Here is a 15,160-nt window from a genome sequence, read left to right as displayed (position 1 = left end):
AGGAATTTGCAGATGGCCGGTTCAGTGCTGGCAGCGAAGGAGTACTTCAGCCAGTACGAGGGGAGTCCCGCCGAGGCGTACATGAGCGCCCGAGGTTTGGGGGGCATAGCCAGCCGGTTCGGGATCGGGTACGTCGGTTCGGCGAGAACTGGTGACGAGCGGATGACGGGGATGCTCGCCATCCCCTACTTCCGCCCCGCAGGCGGAGAGCACGCCGTAGCCACCATCAGGTACCGGTGCATCGCCGACGAGTGCGTGAAGGACGAGAACGGCCAGTACTACGCCCCGACCCGCAAGGAACAGCATGTGGGCCACGGCAAGTACCGGAGCCTGCCTGGTGACCATCCGCGCCTCTACAACACAGCGGCGCTGATCAAGCCGACCCCCTATATCGCGCTGAGCGAGGGCGAGTTCGACACCGAGGCGTCCGAGCTGGCCGACGTCCCCTGCGCAGGCACCCAAGGCACCTCAGCCTGGCTGCCGTACTTCGATCCGGCCTTCGTGGGCTTCGAGGCGGTGTTCATCATCGCCGACGACGACGAACCAGGCATCGCCGCAGCGGATAAGCGGGCCGCGGAAATGCCGAACGGCAAGGTCATCGTCCTCGGTGGAGGACACGACATCAATTCATTCATTCACACCTATGGCGTGGACGAGTACCGGAAGAGGTTGGGCCTGTGAAGTCGAAGTGGGAGCCGGGAACGCGAGTCCGAGTCAAGGACCACATCGAGGAGCTGGGCGGCTGGCTCGGGACGATCCAGGCCGTGAACTACGCCGAGTGGTTCGAGGCCACCTCCGTCCTCCTGGATGAAGACGAGTGGCGCTTGGGCGCGTGGTTCCGGGATGACGAGCTGGAGGAAGTGACCGCGTGACGCTGCGCTTCAAGACAGGAGACAGGGTCGTCGTCGCGGCCCCCCAGGACGCGACCACCCCCGCAGGCTTGGCGGCCGGCATCTACGCCAACCACGTCGGAACCGTCACCAGTCTCTTCGCCGATACAGCCATGCCCTACCCGTACGAGGTCACGTTCGACGGAGGCGGAAGCCTCTGCTTCACGGACCAAGAGCTGATCCATGAAAGCGAGTTCCTGTTGGCCAAGGCCGACCTTTCTTTTGCCTCGGAAGTTGTTTCGAGGGAAAGCGATGTGGTGAACCACCCGGCTCACTACACCTGGCTCCCCAACGGACTCGAAGTCATCGACATCACGAAGCACTTCGGATTCGTCCGAGGCAACGCACTCAAGTACCTGTTCCGTGCCGACTTCAAGGGACGGACGATCGAGGACCTGAAAAAGGCCCGCTGGTACATCGACTACGAAATCAACCAGCGTGAGGCGGAGGAAAGCCAGTGAAGCGAATAGTCGTCATCAGCGACACGCAGATGCCCTACGAGGACAAGCGCGCGATGCGCAACGTCATCAACTTCATCGGCGACTACCAGCCTGACGAGGTAATCCAGATCGGGGACCTGGTCGACTACCCGGCCCCGTCCCGATGGACGGCCGGCACCCGCTTCGAGTTCGCCGGTGGAGTCCGCCGAGACTCCGAATACGCGAAGACCAACTTCATGGCTCCGCTCCGCAAGGTCTACGACGGCTCGCTGAAGATCCTCAAGGGCAACCACGACGAGCGGCCGGAAAAGTACCTGGAGAAGAACGCGCCCGCCCTGGCCGCCGACGACGTCCACTACAACTTCGAAAGCCTGCTGGACTTCGATGGCTTCGGGGCCGAGCTGGCAGAGCCCTACTACCCCTTCGCGCCCGGATGGGTCGCCATCCACGGACACGAGTCGCCCGGCCTCAACCAGGTCGCCGGACGCACCGCGGCCATGAAGGCGAAGAAGGCGGGCGTGTCCCTGGTCATGGGCCACACTCACCGGCTGGCCATCTCCCCGGAGTCCACGGGCTTCGGCGGAAAGCTGAAGACCATCTACGGCTTCGAAGTCGGACACCTCATGGACGTCCACAAGGCGGGATACCTCAAGAACGGTCCCGCCAACTGGCAGAGAGGCTTTGGCCTTTTCTACGCCGGAAAGTACTCCGCCACCCCTCACGCAATCCCGGTCGAGGACGACGGTTCCTTCGTGGTCGAAGGCGAGCGATTCGGCGAGATCAAGCGCGGCAACAACGGCAAGTTCAAGAAGGCGGCATAGGTGACAGACCTCAACTGGGAACACATCAACGACATCGCAGCGAAGGTCGCCAAGGAAATGGCACTGAAGTGGCCCGTCGTTGAGGGCGAAGATGTCCAGCAGGAAATCTTGGTCCACATGGTCGAGCAGGCGTCCTACATCGCCAAGCGCCAGGACGACGACGAGTTCCTTCGGAAGGTCGCCTGGCGGGTCGCCAAGCAGTACGCGTCCAAGGAACAGAATCAGCGGGACCTCATGGACGGGCAGTACTACTACACGCCCGAAGAGGCCCGGAACGCGCTCCGCACGTTCATCTACACCGATGACGAGGTCTCCTCCCTCATCGGCAAGAAGGACGACCTGACCAAGTGCCGGATTACCGACAACATCATGTCGGCCCGGCTGGACGCCTCCGCCGCCATGCGCAAGCTCACCGACCGCTACCGCGACGTCCTGACGCGGGTGTTCATCTACGGCCTGCCGCCCAAGGACGACGCCGAGCGAAAGATGTCCTACCGCGCTGTAGACGCCCTCGCCATCGCCATGAACAGCCACCTCCGCACCGGAAAGGCCGCCGCATGATCGAGACCCGCAAGCACTACGCCGAGGCCAACGTAGAGATCACGGTCGTCTACGACGACGGCCCCGAAAGCCTGACGTACGTCCTGGTGGCCACCGAGGACAGCACCGCGGAATTCAACCTCACCCCTGCGGACCTCAACGGGCTGACGAGCGTCCTCAACGAGGCCCAGGCCGCGAAGTACCGCCACAACCTCTCCTTCTGAAAGGCACTGCATGACCTTCCCTACCGAGACCGCCCAGACCGTCTACGAGCGCACCTACCGGCGCGAGAAGCCGGACGGATCGCTGGAGACCTGGCCCGAGACCGTTCGTCGCGTCGTAGACGGCAACCTGGCCCTAGTCGAGCCCCGCTACATCGAGCCGGGCGAGCGTGACGCCCTGGTCGACCTGATCGAGAACTTCAAGCTGCTGCCCGCAGGCCGGCACCTGAAGTCGAGCGGCGTGAATAACTTCGCGCTGAACAACTGTTGGGCCGCTGGCTGGGATGCCAGCGCTCCGGAGGAGCACTTTTCATTCACTCTCCTCCGCCTCGCTGAGGGAGGCGGAGTCGGCTCGAACTACTCGAACCGCTACCTGCACAACTTCCCGACTGTCGAAAACGCCCTGCGCGTTCACGTCGTGTGCGACCCCTCGCACCCCGATTACCTCGACATGGTGGAAGCCGGTCTGATCTCCACCGAGTACGCCTACACGTGGGCTGGTGCCTACGCAGTCGAGGACTCCCGGCAGGGATGGGCGGATGCGCTCTCGGACCTGATCCGGACCGCACACCGCACCGACGTGCAGCACGTGAACCGCGTCTACGACGTGTCCCGAGTCAGGCAGAAGGGTGCGCCGCTGAAGTCCTTCGGCGGCACGGCTTCCGGTCCGGCCCCGTTCGCCGAGCTGCTGGCGAACGTCGGCAAGATCCTCAACGACGCTGCGGGCTGGCCCCTCTCGGGCATGGATGCGATGTCCATTGACCATGAGATCGCCCGCTGCATCGTGAGCGGCGGCGTAAGGCGATCGGCTCGCATGTCGATCATGCATTGGGCTGACGGACAGATCGAACTGTTCCTGGCCGCCAAGGCGGACATGTCCCAGCACTGGACCACCAACATCAGTGTCGAGGTGGACGCCGACTTCATCGAGAAGGCGAAGGCTGGCGACTACCGGGCCACACAGGTACTCGCGCACCTGGCCCAAGGCGCGCTCCAGAACGGGGAGCCCGGCTTCTGGAACAGCACCCTGACCGCAGAAGGGGAGGTCGACGGCACCTTCACGACCAACCCCTGTGGCGAAGCAACCCTCACTCCGTGGGAGCCGTGCAACCTCGGCAGTGTCAACCTGGGCGCGTTCGTGGACCGTTCCGGCGTGGTCGACTTCGAGGGCCTGGACCAGGCGCACCGGCTCATCACGAGGTACCTGGTCCGAGCCACCTGCGCACCGGTGGCGGACGAGAAATCCGCGGCAGCCATCGCCAAGTACAGGCGGATCGGTGTGGGGCACCTCGGCTTCGCCGATTACCTGGCCAAGCAGGGGATCAGATACTCGGAGGTTGCCAACGAGTGGGCGGTGGAAGACGACCTCCGCAGGTTCGCCAGTGTCGTGGACAGGGCGGCCATTGAGTACGCCAACGTCATGCGAATTCCGGTCCCGATCAAGTCTCGTGTGGTGGCCCCTACCGGCACCACTTCGAAGGTGGCCGGCGCGAGCGGCGAGGGCATCCATGCGCCCTTCGCGACGTTCTTCAACCGCCGTATCCGCTTCTCCATGCTCGAACCCGAGGAGGCCCGAAAGGTCGAGGAGTACCGAGTGCTGGGCTACCAGGTCGAGCCGTGCATCTACGCCGCGAACACGATGGTCGTCACGATCCCGACCAAGGACCGGCTTGTGGATCAGGTCCTGGACCCGTCTTACGTTGAGCATGCCGGACAGCTCACCCTTGAGCAGATGCTCTCGGTACAGGCTCTCTACCAGCGAGCCTGGGCCGACCAGGCGGTGTCCTATACAGCCTCCGTCGACCCCAACAAGTACGACCAGGAGGACGTCATGGCCGTCCTGCTGGACTACATGCCCGTGCTGAAGGGAAGCACGATCTTCCCCGAGCTGAGTCGTGCACAGGCACCGTACGAGCGGATCACGGAAGAGGAATACCTGAAGGTGGCAACTGCCCTCGGGATAGCGACTTCTGACACCTCGTACGACGAAATCTGCGCCTCTGGCGCGTGCCCCATCTAGCTGATGTGACCCCTTTCACTGCCCCGAAAGTTGCTTAGAGGGGTTGTTTCGAGGGAAAATGAGAACAGAGGGAAGAGAGGAAACGACTTGAGCTATCCCGATCCTTTCGACGATCGATCCCCGTGGGACGAGTCGCCGACCCCCACCGATAACGCCACCACTGCACCGGAGACGCCTATGACCACTCCCGCCGCCACGTACGGACCCAACCCCTTCAAGATCGGCCTGACGTTCAAGGCTTCGAGCGGCTACGACGCCGAGTGGATCACTCCCACCATCTACGGTGCGACCGCCGACGAGGTGGCCTCCCGCACGGTCGAACTGGTGCAGGCCCTCAAGGATCACGGCGTCATCGAGCTGACCAGCAAGGCGGCCCAGTACACCCGTGAGCAGTTCAAGGGCGGTGCGGGTGGCGGAGGCTCCGCCCCGAAGAAGTTCGAGAACGGCCGAGTCGTGAACAAGGGCTCCGCCCCTGCCGGTCCGGCCGACGACGACTGCCAGCACGGCCGGAAGCTGGTCGAGAAGGGCACGTGGGCGGCCCTCTTCTGCCAGGCGCGCGAGAAGAGCGACCAGTGCGAGCCGCTGTGGCGTCAGAAGGACGGCAGCTTCAAGGCCAAGTAGGCCCTTTTCTCTTCCCCTAAAAGTTGTTTCGAGGGGGCCGGGTGACCGGCCTGGCCCCCTCTCTTCCCCGGAGAGTCATGACTGAGGTCACCTTCCGCAGTGACATGTACGTCGACCTGATGAAGGCCGACGCCAAGGACTTCGACGTTGCCTATGCAGCCCGCGTTTCCACCATGGGTGCTGACGGACTCGACCTGAACAAGCCCGTCGAACCGCTCATCAACTACCTGATGCGCGACCGGCACGGCAGCCCTTTCGAGCACAACTCGTTCACGTTCTACATCGAAGCGCCGATCTTCGTAGCTCGTGAATTTTTCCGTCACAGGGTTGGCTTTTCGTACAACGAGGAATCGGGACGCTACAAGGAACTGGCCCCCACCTTCTACGTTCCTGCGGACGGCCGGCCCCTGCGGCAGACCGGTAAGCCTGGTGCTTATGAATTCTCCCTGGGCACCTACAAGCAATTCATGGCCGTGAGCGGCGACCTGAAGCGGATCAGTACCGAGGCGTACACCACCTACAAGCGGCTGCTGGATCTCGAAGTTGCCCGCGAAGTCGCGCGCATGGTCCTTCCGGTGAACATCTACACGTCGTTCTACGCCACCTGCAATGCCCGCAGCCTCATGCACTTCCTGAGCCTGCGCACGAAGCGAGAGAACGCCCGCTTCCCCTCCGGTCCCCAGCTCGAAATCCAGATGGTTGCCGATCAGATGGAAAAGCACCTGCGAGACCTCATGCCGTACACCGCTGCCGCATTCGACAAGCACGGAAGGGTCGCCCCGTGAAGATTCTCGCCGCGATGGTCCTGGTCCTCGCCCTCGGCCTCGGTCAGTACGCCTGGTTCCAGGCTCCCTGTGGCCTCTGGAAGTACGCCAAGGCAGCCGAGACGCCCGCCCGGTGTCTGATGCACCGTTGACCAACCTCAGCAACGTTCTCGTCTACGGCTGGGATAACGGCGGAGTCGAAATCTCCTGCCTTCTCTGCGGCGAAGACATCGCCGCTGGCGGCTGTGCCTGCTGCGAAGAAAACCAAGTCTCCCTGGCTGACCTCGTGCAGGCAGCCCGTGACCACGTGTGCAAGGAGCCCTCGAATGTATGACTCCGCGGACCTTCTCTCCGTCTTTCTCGTCGGCCTGGTCGTAGGGGCCGGCCTGCTGCTGAGCATCCTCGTCCGGGCAGCTCGAAAGGCCATGCAGGAGTGATCGATTTCCTACAGCACGTCGCCGGATTCGTTCTCGGCTACCTGCTCGCCCGTCTCATCATCCGCGCCTTCGGAGGAATCAAGTAATGGCTGACATCATCCGCGTGACCGTCGTCTTCGAGTACGAGCCCGACGCCGAAAACTACGGCGACCACGCCCATTCCATCGAAGCCATGGCCAAGCTGGACGAGGACGTGAACAACTGGGCCGACTACCCCGACGCCTACGAAGACGACCTCGTTTCGGTCACCTACGAGGCGGTTTCGCGTGCAGCCTGAGCGCAACCGAGCAGTCCTCTTCGCGGAGGCCGGCGCACGCCCAACCGTGAACAGCAAGGGCGAGGAAACCGTCACCCTCTGGGCCACATTTCGAGCTGACGGCTACTCGTCCACCGAGCAAGTTCACATCAGCCTCTCAGCCGCCGCGACGCTCTACTTCGACATCTCCGAAGCCCTCGAATTCCACACGGGGGACTGATGGTCACCGTCGCATTCATCTCATTCATTCTCGGCATCTCTGCCGGTGCGGTCCTCACCTACCTCTTCATGACGCTGCGCCTGTAACTGCGGAAAGGTCCCAATGCTCAAACTCTCCTACACGATCAAGCGTCAGGCAGTACAGATCAATGTCTGCGAGACGCCTTGGGACCTTGACCGCTTCATCGACTTCGTGGAAGCCAACCCGGCACTTGGCTGGGACACCGAAACCACGGGCCTCAACTGGTGGGATGCCGACCGCGGCTTCCGAGTGCGACACGTTCAGTTCGGCAATGCGCACGAATCCTGGGTCCTCCCCGTCGAGTACAACCCTGAGTTCGTAGCCGCTGCCATCTGGGCCGTACGCAGGGCGAAGGTGCTCATAGCCCACAACGGCACCTTCGATCAGCACGTGTTCGAAGCCTGCCTCGGCATCCCGCTGGAAGAGATCGCGTTCAAACTGCTGGACACCAAGATCATCGCCCACCTGGTCGACCCTCGGGCCGTAAAGGAAGGCGGTCCCGGCCTCAAACTCGAAGAGCTGACGAAGCACTACATCGATCTCAAGTTGGCCGAAGAGGTCAAGGGCTCGATGCGGGAGATAGCCAAGCGATACAAGGTCAAGAAGGAAGACATCTGGCCGATCGTCAAGACGTTCGACCGCGAATTCCTCTTGTACTCGGGCATGGACCCGATCATCGCCTTCCGCCTCTTCCACATCCTGTACCCGATGGTGCCGGCCCGCTCGAAAAAGAAGGGCCTGATCGGCTGGGAACACCGCCTGGCGCATATTACGGCCAAGCTGGAGCGCACTGGCTATCTGGTGGACGAGGCGTACGCCATGAGGCGAGTCGCCGAGTTGAAGGCGGAGGAAGTCAAGTGGGTCGAATTCGCTAAGCAGTGGGTTGAGAACGTCAACTCCAATCAGCAACTCGTAGCCGCGTTCCAGAAGCTCGGTTTCAAGCTGACGAAGCGGACTGCCAAGGGCAACCTTGCAATGGACGCCGAAGTGCTCGACTCCATCGACCATCCGCTTGCCCAAGCAGTCAAGAAAGCCACCAAGGCGCAGAAGTGGAGAAAGACGTGGTTCGAAAACGCGCTTAACGGCCGAGACAGTCAGGGGCGGGTGCATGCGGGAATCAATTCTCTCCAGGCACGTACGGCGAGGATGAGTATTACCGGCTCGATCCCGGCCCAGACATTCCCCGCAGGGGACGGCTACGTACGGCACTCCTTCCTCGCGGAAGAGGGCGAGGTTTCCGTCTCGATCGACTTCGGAAACATGGAGCTGCGCGTCATGGCTGCCGCTTCTGGCGATCCAGTCATGCTCGATGCATTCCAGCGAGATGAAGACTTGCACAACCTGACCGCTATCGCGGCATTCGGGCCGATGCCCGAGGGGGCTGACAAGCACCCCAAGCGCAAGGCGGGTAAGGGCACCAACTTCACCGTTTGTTTCGGTGGTGGCTGGGGTGCTGTCTCCTCTCAGTGGGGCATTGAGGAGTCCGACGCGAAGCGAGCAGTCAAGGCGTTCTGGGACACGTACGTCGGCGTAAAGGCTTTCTCCGAGAAGCTACAGAAGGAAGCCCGACGCACCGGTTACGTCTACACGGCGACCGGCCGGCGTCTGCCAGTCGACCGAGACCGCGCCTATGCGGCTCTCAACTACTACATCCAGTCCTCGGCTCGGGACATCACTGCCCGAGCCCTTATCGAGCTGGACCGAGCGGGATTCACGCCGTACATGCGACTGCCGATCCATGACGAGATTGTCTTCTCCTTCCCGAGGGAGCGGGCAGCAGAGCTGACCGAGAAGGCGGCCCGAATCATGGAGTTCGTCTTCAAGGGCCTCATGGTCCCTGCGGATGGTGAGATCGGCGAACGCTCATGGGGTTCCGTCTTGGAACTGGAAGACAGCAAGCACTAGGAGACGAATGAAGCTGACCGAGCTGATTGCCCATGCGGAGAAGGCCCTGAAGGAGTACGGGGACATTCGAGTTGTCGTACCGGACTCGGGTTGCGGCTGCTGTAAGGGCTACGAGTACGAGGAAGCCGTTCCCGAGGTCGAGACGGCTGAGATCACGGTCTGGGAGAACAGCAAGACCATCAAGGTTGCTACCGCCTACGTCGTGACCTGAGCCCTTGTACGACGACAGCGAGGTAATCGAGGACTGCGAGTACTGCCAGAACTATGAGGCCGTAGGGCTTTTCGACCTGGACGACGTAGAAACCGGCCTGTGTGCCGAATGTGCAATGAACAACGAAGCGGAGCGATGCGAATGAACGAGAACGAGCCCAACCCCAACCCTTTCCAGTCGTTCTTCAACGAGCTGGAGGACCAGTTCAATGAGGCCCTGATGGAGAAGCGGGCCTCCGTGGCTGTCTCCGTCGCAGGGGTCGCCGGCCTGGTCTACCGCTCTGCTGTCGCCGAAGGCGTCCCTGCTGATCTGGCCAAGGCTTTCGCCGCCGAGTACTGGGACCGCGAGATGAACCCTCCGGTCGTAGTTGAGGGCGGTCCGCTCTTCGACCTGGACGAGGACGACGAGTGAGACGAGTCGCGTTCGTGGGGGTCACCGCTCTTCTGCTGGTGGCTCTCACGGGGTGCGAGACGGACGACCGGAAGTGTCTCCAGTCCCACACCGACCTCATGCCCATAACCATGGTCAACGCCCAGGGACAGCCCTACATCACGTGGATGCCCGTGGACACGTGCGACAGGTACGAGGAGCCCAAGCAGTGAAGTCGTACAAGGTCCGCTGGACCGACAACGAGGGCCGCCGCATCACATCGGTGTGCAGCTACAGCGAGCGGGCCGCACAGACCCGCGTGCGGCTGCTGGAAGAGGCAAGGGCTTCGGACATCGAGACCTTCGAGGTGCATCCGATGACGGGGGTGCCTCTTGATAAAGCGGCCTGACTGGGACTCGTACTTCCTAGGTATCGCGAAGGCTGTGGCAGCCCGCGGTGACTGCCTGCGAAAGCAGGTCGGGGCCGTCCTGGTCTCCCGTGACCACCGGATCGTCAGCACGGGCTACAACGGCTCAGCACCAGGCGGTAAGAGCTGTCTGGCGGGGGAGTGTGAACGGTGCGCTGGAGACGCCCCTTCGGGGTCCTCGTACGAAGGCTGCATCGAGTACCACGCCGAATGGAACGCGATCCTCTGGAGCCGTCCGGAGGACAGGCCCGGAGCCACGCTGTATGTCACGTTCAAGCCCTGCGGTGACTGCTCGAAGCTGATCACTGGTGTGGGCATCACGCGAGTGGTGTGGGACTCGGGCGACTCGGCGGGCTGGTACGGGACGCCGCCTCAATTCATTCATTCCTGACCAAAAAGTTGTTTCGAGGGGCTATCTGGCCCCGGACATGCAAGGACCCCCCGGCAGCGTCAATGGCGGGGGGTCCTGTCGTGAGAGGACTACGAGTTGAGCACCTTCGAGCCGATCAGCGTTGACGAGTGGGTGTCTCGGGAGCTGGGGAACATCCTGCCTCTGCCCGAGGACGCTAACCGAGAGCTGCGAGCGATCCTCGGCCTTGAGCACTCGACTTACGAGGGATGACCTTGATCAGGTTGGCATCGAACGGGGCCTTCCTGGAGCGTCCCTGGGGGATGGGCAGGATGATCGCCGCGTGCATGATGCGGCCGATGGCCATGCGCTTCTGAGTCAGGTCCATCCCCGCCCACTTCGACCGGTCCCAACCGGAGAAGGTGTTGTTCGCGGCCTCGATCGCCGCGTGTTCCCTGCGGTCCTCTTCCAGGGCCTCAATCTGCTCTTCAAGCTGCGGCGACAGCCGGTAGAACTGGTCGTCCGACACGACTCCCTCCATCCACTTGGATTCGAGGGAGTCTTTCCGCGTTCTCAGGGCCGTCAGCTTCTCTTCGCCCTCCCACGGAGTCGACTTCGTCTCCGCATGCTTGAACTCCGCTTCCAGGGCTCGGATCACCAGCTCTTCAAGGAACTGGTCGACCTTGACCAGGTTGCGTGCCGTCTTCCCGCAGTCGAGGGCAACGCAGCAATAGAGGGCGTTGTTCGGGTTGCTCTGCGTCGGCCGGCGCACCCCTCCCATCTTGGCGTTGCAGATTCCCTTGCCGTCTTTTCGAGGGGCACCGCACCGCAGGAAGCCGCTGAAGAGGTACTTGCGTGCACGGGACTCGGGGGCACCGGGAACCTTGCCTCCACCGTTGGTCAGGCGCATGCCTCGCTGTGCTCCACGCCGCTTGGACAGGTCGCGGATCGCTTCCCACTCTTCAACCGTGGCGAGCGTTTCCCACTTGCCCATGACGGGCTTGCCCGTTTTGGCGTCCTTGACGATCTCTCCCTTCACCTGGCGCATGCCGCAGATGACGGGGTTCACGAGGAGCTGGCGGACGGTTTCCCCGGACCAAGGCTTCCCGGAGGCTCCGACCGAGCCCAGCTCGTTCAGGTCGCGGGCGATCGTCTTCCAGGCCCGGCCTTCGAGAGCCCAGTCGATCATCTTGCGAACGTAGGGGGCTTCCTTCGGGTCCAGCTCCATGTTCACCGCCCGGCCCTCCCTGGGGTCCTGGGCGAGCCAGCCGAAGCGGCGTCGCCCTCCGGGAGTGGTGCCGTCCTGGGCACGCCTGCGCATGTTGCGCAGGATACGTTCCTTCGTCTTGGAGACCTCGCCCTCGGAGACACCCGAGTTGACGAGTCCGACGATGTTGCCTCCGACGCTGTGAATGTCGTAGGGCTTGCCCCGCTCCACGAAGACGCCGTCAGGCTCGGAGATCACGGCACGGCGGAAGCGGATGTAGTCCTCGGGCAGTCGCCAGACACGCTCGTACTCGGTGGCGACCACGGCTCGGATCGGGAAGCCCTCGGGGACCTTCCGGTGGAGCATGGCTCGGGTCATCTCACGGAAGCTGGGGCGGACGATGTCCGGGTCAGCCGCGGTGATGTTGTTGTCCTCGTAGTACCGGACGATGGCGATGCCGTGCTCTGCCGCCGCCTCTTCGTTGCCCTCGTGCTGGTGCCGGACACCGACACCCTTCTCGCGGGACTTGGCCTTCGTGCTGGACCTTACGGCCTGGTCGCCGCTGATGCGCGCGTAGTCGATGCCGGGTATCCGGTCCCCTAGCCACTGCTCGAAGGTCTCGCCCTCCGACAGGGCTCTGACCAGGTCAGGGTTCAGGTAGCTGCGCGAGGTGCCAGCCATGAAGTAGCCTCCAGGTAGTTGCTTCGAGAGTTGCTTCGGGGGACTCTAGCAGCAACATACATGTTTGCCGATTGACTTAGACGAGTGGATGGCCGACTACGGCTTCCTGGAGGACGAGGGCCCGTCCGCGCGCGTCGGTGACGTGCTGAGCGACAAGGAGCACGGCGCCATGCCGTCCCTCGTCCACATGCACCCGGACGAGACGGTCGGTCAGGCCATCGAGGTGCTGCGCGAGTACGGCGTCTCGCAGATGCCGATCGTGAAGCCGGGCGCCGGTCACCCGGACGTCATGGCGGCGGAGGTCGTCGGCTCGGTCGTCGAACGCGAGCTGCTCGACGCGCTGTTCACCCAGCGGGCCTCGCTCACCGACCCGCTGGAGAAGCACATGTCGGCCCCGCTGCCGCAGGTCGGCTCCGGTGAACCGGTCGGCGACCTGATGTCCGTGCTCGGCACGGCGGACGCCGCGATCGTCCTCGTCGAGGGCAAGCCCACCGGCGTGGTGAGCCGTCAGGACCTGCTGGCCTTCCTGGCCAAGGGCGGTAAGTGACGGCGAACGTCCGGTGAACCGCCGGTGCCGGAGCGGAAGTTCCGTTTACCTACCGAAGTGGTGGACTTCGCGGAAGTGGTACGAGCGCGTCACGTCCGCGCAGCACACGCTTAACACGGGTCCGGCAGATTAGTGGGTGTCGGCAGGGCGGGAGCGGCTCCCCGCCCCGGCCGGCAACCGAACGGCGTCACGGACCTCCGGAGCGGCTCCCGGACCTCCACCGGCGCCACGGACGCGCCAGCCCGGCCTGACCCGGCCCGCGTCCCTCGCGGGGACCGCCGTCGTCCCGCCCCCCGGTAACGGGGGTGCGGCGGTCCCCGCGCACAGCTTTTCCCGGCGGCCCGGCACTGGGTGGGATCATCGCCGTATGGCCCTGCCCCGGCCCGACGACCTGACCTCGCTCGTCCTGCGCACCGACCTCTCCGACGACACGGCCTGGGACGCGCTGCGCGCCGCGTTCGACGCCGCGGACGAGGAGGAGCAGCTCACCTATGTGTTCCTCGCCGACGCCAAGGCGCCGGCCGACGGCCCGGAGCGCTTTCTGCTCGCCGTCGACCTCTACGACGAGCCGGGGCGGACGGTCCGGGTGCCGCCGGTGTGGTTCCCCGACATGTCCGCGAACCTCTCGATCGCCGACCTTGACTTCGCGGACTTCGCGGACTGCGCCGACGCCACGGGCACGTTCCGCGGCTGGGACGGCTGAGGTCCGACCGGGTCCGTCAGCCCTCCCAGTCGCTGTCCTTCGAGGAGCGTCGGCGTGAGCCGAAGAGGCCCGGGTTGCTGCGGGCGGCCTGGACGGCGTTGACGCCGACGATGCCCGCCCAGGTGACGATCAGGCCGGGCAGATGCGCGGTGCCCGCGCCGATCGCGGACAGCGGGACCGCCAGCACCAGCGAGACGATGCCGAAGCCGAAGCGCTCGCCCCAGGAGTCCGTGGCCCTCGGGGAGCGGGAGTCACGGGCCGTCGCCGTCTGCGCCTCCGCGAACCCCCGGCGCACCCGGCGCTCCACCGCAGCGTCGATGCGCTGGTCGACCTTCTCCAGGAACGACTCCACCAGCGCGGACTCGTACTCCTCGCCCAGCTCCCTGCGGGTCTGCAGAGTGGCGTCGAGTTCCTTCTTCAGGTCGCTGTCGCGCGCGTCCATGGTGGTCTCCCATCCCGTCATGGACATCCACGGTAGGCAGCGGAAGCGGCCCCCGCACGGGGGATAGCCCCCCTCTTCGGGGTCGGGTCCGCCGGGGAGGGGGCCGAGTGCGGGTCCGTCAGTTTTAGACCTAGGCCGCCAGGCCGTGCTGCTTCGCGTACGCGTTCGCCACGTCCTCCGGGTCCTTCTTGTCCGTGTCCACCTGGCGGTTGAGCTCGGTGAGATGGGCGGTGGTGAGGACGTTGCCGAGCCGGGCGAGGGCCTTGCGGACGGTGGAGTCGGCCTTGCGGTCGGCGATCAGGGGGACGATGTGCTGGCCGGGGATGAGGTTCTTCGGGTCGCTCAGCACCACCCAGTCGTTGTCCTCGATGTCCGTGTCGGTGGTGAAGAGGTTCGCCACGTCCACGTCCCCCTTCTTCAGGGCCCCCTTGACCAGCGGACCGGAGGAGTCGAGCGACTTGAACTCCTTGAACTCGACGCCGTACACCTCCTTCAGCCCGACCACGCCCACCTGACGCTTCTTCACCTCGGGCGCCGCGCCGAGGATCAGCTTGCCGTTCTGCTTGCTGAGGTCGGCCAGCGAGGTCAGCCCGTACTTCTCGGCGGTCGCGCGGGTGACGGCGAACGCGTCGGCGTCCTCGGCCAGTCCGTACGGCAGGACCTGGAGGCCGGCCGGGAGCGCGATGGTGAGGGCGTTCTGCATCTCGCCCTCCTCCGTCGCCGTCGCCTTCGGGTCGAGGTAGTCGAGCAGGGCGCCCTGGTACTCCGGCAGCAGGTCGACGTCGCCGCCCTTCAGCGCCGGGATCACGATCTCGCGGGTGCCGAGGTTGGGGCGGACCTTCACCTTCACGCCGGCCTGGGTGAGGACGGCCGCGTACAGATAGCCCAGGACCTGGTTCTCGGTGAAGTTGGCGGTGCCGATGGTGACCCCGCCCTTGCTGGAGCCGCCGCCGGAGGTGTCCGAGCCCTGGCCGTCCAGCGAGGTGATGCCGCCCGCGCAGGCGGAGAGCGCGGGGACGGAGGCCGCGGCGAACAGGCCGCCGAGGAGAGTACGTCGGTTCATGGAGT

The 15,160-nt window shown here is 64.2% G+C and carries 22 protein-coding genes and 1 pseudogene; 20 read left to right on the top strand and 3 right to left on the bottom strand.

Features of this window, described 5'->3' with window-relative positions; all coding sequences use genetic code 11:
• Positions 1-12: 12 nt before the first annotated feature.
• The 18 genes from ABZ464_RS02610 to ABZ464_RS02525 all read left to right on the top strand — a co-directional run bounded on the left by ABZ464_RS02610 (position 13) and on the right by ABZ464_RS02525 (position 10,554).
• Positions 13-681, top strand: a complete 669-nt coding sequence (locus ABZ464_RS02610; RefSeq protein ID WP_359269845.1) for a topoisomerase — start codon at positions 13-15, stop codon at positions 679-681.
• Positions 678-872, top strand: a complete 195-nt coding sequence (locus ABZ464_RS02605) for a hypothetical protein (protein WP_359269842.1) — start codon at positions 678-680, stop codon at positions 870-872. Before ABZ464_RS02610 ends, ABZ464_RS02605 begins: the two co-directional genes overlap by 4 nt.
• The gene (locus ABZ464_RS02600; RefSeq protein WP_359269839.1) at positions 869-1,351 is read left to right on the top strand and encodes a DUF3310 domain-containing protein; all 483 of its coding nucleotides are present in this window, start codon (positions 869-871) and stop codon (positions 1,349-1,351) included. Before ABZ464_RS02605 ends, ABZ464_RS02600 begins: the two co-directional genes overlap by 4 nt.
• On the top strand, positions 1,348-2,151 hold the full coding sequence (locus tag ABZ464_RS02595) for a metallophosphoesterase (protein WP_359269836.1): 804 nt from the start codon (positions 1,348-1,350) through the stop codon (positions 2,149-2,151). Before ABZ464_RS02600 ends, ABZ464_RS02595 begins: the two co-directional genes overlap by 4 nt.
• Positions 2,152-2,712 carry a hypothetical protein gene (locus ABZ464_RS02590; RefSeq protein ID WP_359269834.1) on the top strand — a complete coding sequence of 187 codons (561 nt, stop codon included), beginning with the start codon at positions 2,152-2,154 and terminating at the stop codon, positions 2,710-2,712.
• Positions 2,709-2,915 carry a hypothetical protein gene (locus ABZ464_RS02585; RefSeq protein WP_359269831.1) on the top strand — a complete coding sequence of 69 codons (207 nt, stop codon included), beginning with the start codon at positions 2,709-2,711 and terminating at the stop codon, positions 2,913-2,915. Before ABZ464_RS02590 ends, ABZ464_RS02585 begins: the two co-directional genes overlap by 4 nt.
• A 10-nt stretch (positions 2,916-2,925) precedes the next feature.
• Positions 2,926-4,932: a ribonucleoside-triphosphate reductase, adenosylcobalamin-dependent gene (gene nrdJ / locus ABZ464_RS02580; RefSeq protein WP_359269829.1), complete on the top strand. Its 2,007-nt coding sequence runs from the start codon at positions 2,926-2,928 to the stop codon at positions 4,930-4,932.
• 177 nt (positions 4,933-5,109) lie between these two features.
• Positions 5,110-5,553, top strand: coding sequence for a hypothetical protein (locus tag ABZ464_RS02575; RefSeq protein ID WP_359269826.1), 444 nt, complete (start codon positions 5,110-5,112; stop codon positions 5,551-5,553).
• Between the two features lie 77 nt (positions 5,554-5,630).
• A complete protein-coding gene (gene thyX, locus ABZ464_RS02570) occupies positions 5,631-6,338 on the top strand; it encodes an FAD-dependent thymidylate synthase (protein WP_359269823.1) in 708 nt (235 codons plus the stop codon).
• Positions 6,335-6,469 carry a hypothetical protein gene (locus tag ABZ464_RS02565; RefSeq protein ID WP_359269820.1) on the top strand — a complete coding sequence of 45 codons (135 nt, stop codon included), beginning with the start codon at positions 6,335-6,337 and terminating at the stop codon, positions 6,467-6,469. Before thyX ends, ABZ464_RS02565 begins: the two co-directional genes overlap by 4 nt.
• A gap of 370 nt (positions 6,470-6,839) precedes the next feature.
• Positions 6,840-7,031: a hypothetical protein gene (locus tag ABZ464_RS02560; RefSeq protein WP_359269818.1), complete on the top strand. Its 192-nt coding sequence runs from the start codon at positions 6,840-6,842 to the stop codon at positions 7,029-7,031.
• Positions 7,021-7,230 carry a hypothetical protein gene (locus ABZ464_RS02555; protein ID WP_359269815.1) on the top strand — a complete coding sequence of 70 codons (210 nt, stop codon included), beginning with the start codon at positions 7,021-7,023 and terminating at the stop codon, positions 7,228-7,230. The genes ABZ464_RS02560 and ABZ464_RS02555 overlap by 11 nt, the downstream gene beginning before the upstream one ends.
• 102 nt (positions 7,231-7,332) lie before the next feature.
• Complete coding sequence (locus ABZ464_RS02550) at positions 7,333-9,156, top strand: DNA polymerase (RefSeq protein ID WP_359269812.1); 1,824 nt, start codon at positions 7,333-7,335, stop codon at positions 9,154-9,156.
• 7 nt (positions 9,157-9,163) lie between these two features.
• A complete protein-coding gene (locus tag ABZ464_RS02545) occupies positions 9,164-9,367 on the top strand; it encodes a hypothetical protein (RefSeq protein WP_359269809.1) in 204 nt (67 codons plus the stop codon).
• Positions 9,368-9,508: 141 nt separating this feature from the next.
• The gene (locus tag ABZ464_RS02540) at positions 9,509-9,778 is read left to right on the top strand and encodes a hypothetical protein (protein ID WP_359269806.1); all 270 of its coding nucleotides are present in this window, start codon (positions 9,509-9,511) and stop codon (positions 9,776-9,778) included.
• The gene (locus ABZ464_RS02535) at positions 9,775-9,969 is read left to right on the top strand and encodes a hypothetical protein (protein ID WP_359269803.1); all 195 of its coding nucleotides are present in this window, start codon (positions 9,775-9,777) and stop codon (positions 9,967-9,969) included. The genes ABZ464_RS02540 and ABZ464_RS02535 overlap by 4 nt, the downstream gene beginning before the upstream one ends.
• Positions 9,966-10,145 (top strand): hypothetical protein, encoded by a 180-nt coding sequence (locus ABZ464_RS02530; RefSeq protein WP_359269800.1) that lies wholly within the window; start codon positions 9,966-9,968, stop codon positions 10,143-10,145. Before ABZ464_RS02535 ends, ABZ464_RS02530 begins: the two co-directional genes overlap by 4 nt.
• The gene (locus ABZ464_RS02525) at positions 10,129-10,554 is read left to right on the top strand and encodes a deaminase (protein WP_359269797.1); all 426 of its coding nucleotides are present in this window, start codon (positions 10,129-10,131) and stop codon (positions 10,552-10,554) included. Before ABZ464_RS02530 ends, ABZ464_RS02525 begins: the two co-directional genes overlap by 17 nt.
• 175 nt (positions 10,555-10,729) lie before the next feature.
• On the opposite strand, the gene ABZ464_RS02520 is transcribed toward ABZ464_RS02525, so the two are convergent.
• Complete coding sequence (locus ABZ464_RS02520; protein ID WP_359269795.1) at positions 10,730-12,400, bottom strand: recombinase family protein; 1,671 nt, start codon at positions 12,398-12,400, stop codon at positions 10,730-10,732.
• 79 nt (positions 12,401-12,479) lie between these two features.
• Between ABZ464_RS02520 and ABZ464_RS02515 the strand changes: the two are divergent.
• Positions 12,480-12,947, top strand: a pseudogene (locus ABZ464_RS02515) (CBS domain-containing protein); the annotation flags it as partial.
• Between the two features lie 367 nt (positions 12,948-13,314).
• Positions 13,315-13,650, top strand: a complete 336-nt coding sequence (locus tag ABZ464_RS02510) for a hypothetical protein (protein WP_359269792.1) — start codon at positions 13,315-13,317, stop codon at positions 13,648-13,650.
• A gap of 16 nt (positions 13,651-13,666) precedes the next feature.
• On the opposite strand, the gene ABZ464_RS02505 is transcribed toward ABZ464_RS02510, so the two are convergent.
• Entirely contained in the window at positions 13,667-14,092 is a 426-nt protein-coding gene (locus ABZ464_RS02505; protein ID WP_359270647.1) for a hypothetical protein, read from the bottom strand.
• A 130-nt stretch (positions 14,093-14,222) separates the two neighbouring features.
• Complete coding sequence (locus ABZ464_RS02500; RefSeq protein ID WP_359269789.1) at positions 14,223-15,155, bottom strand: ABC transporter substrate-binding protein; 933 nt, start codon at positions 15,153-15,155, stop codon at positions 14,223-14,225.
• Positions 15,156-15,160 lie beyond the last annotated feature (5 nt).

Source organism: Streptomyces sp. NPDC005820 (assembly GCF_040630255.1).
Classification (GTDB): Bacteria; Actinomycetota; Actinomycetes; order Streptomycetales; family Streptomycetaceae; genus Streptomyces.
The sequence above is the reverse complement of the archived record's forward strand: the minus strand, read 5'-3'. Positions and strand labels throughout refer to the sequence as shown.

Excerpts from the sequence above, each read along its gene's own strand:
- ABZ464_RS02610 (WP_359269845.1), top strand. The coding sequence starts at position 13 with ATGGCCGGTTCAGTGCTGGCAGCGAAGGAGTACTTCAGCCAGTACGAG.
- ABZ464_RS02585 (WP_359269831.1), top strand. The coding sequence starts at position 2,709 with ATGATCGAGACCCGCAAGCACTACGCCGAGGCCAACGTAGAGATCACG.
- nrdJ (WP_359269829.1), top strand. The coding sequence starts at position 2,926 with ATGACCTTCCCTACCGAGACCGCCCAGACCGTCTACGAGCGCACCTAC.
- ABZ464_RS02575 (WP_359269826.1), top strand. The coding sequence starts at position 5,110 with ATGACCACTCCCGCCGCCACGTACGGACCCAACCCCTTCAAGATCGGC.
- thyX (WP_359269823.1), top strand. The coding sequence starts at position 5,631 with ATGACTGAGGTCACCTTCCGCAGTGACATGTACGTCGACCTGATGAAG.
- ABZ464_RS02560 (WP_359269818.1), top strand. The coding sequence starts at position 6,840 with ATGGCTGACATCATCCGCGTGACCGTCGTCTTCGAGTACGAGCCCGAC.
- ABZ464_RS02550 (WP_359269812.1), top strand. The coding sequence starts at position 7,333 with ATGCTCAAACTCTCCTACACGATCAAGCGTCAGGCAGTACAGATCAAT.
- ABZ464_RS02545 (WP_359269809.1), top strand. The coding sequence starts at position 9,164 with ATGAAGCTGACCGAGCTGATTGCCCATGCGGAGAAGGCCCTGAAGGAG.
- ABZ464_RS02540 (WP_359269806.1), top strand. The coding sequence starts at position 9,509 with ATGAACGAGAACGAGCCCAACCCCAACCCTTTCCAGTCGTTCTTCAAC.
- ABZ464_RS02520 (WP_359269795.1), bottom strand. The coding sequence starts at position 12,400 with ATGGCTGGCACCTCGCGCAGCTACCTGAACCCTGACCTGGTCAGAGCC.
- ABZ464_RS02510 (WP_359269792.1), top strand. The coding sequence starts at position 13,315 with ATGGCCCTGCCCCGGCCCGACGACCTGACCTCGCTCGTCCTGCGCACC.
- ABZ464_RS02505 (WP_359270647.1), bottom strand. The coding sequence starts at position 14,092 with ATGGACGCGCGCGACAGCGACCTGAAGAAGGAACTCGACGCCACTCTG.
- ABZ464_RS02500 (WP_359269789.1), bottom strand. The coding sequence starts at position 15,155 with ATGAACCGACGTACTCTCCTCGGCGGCCTGTTCGCCGCGGCCTCCGTC.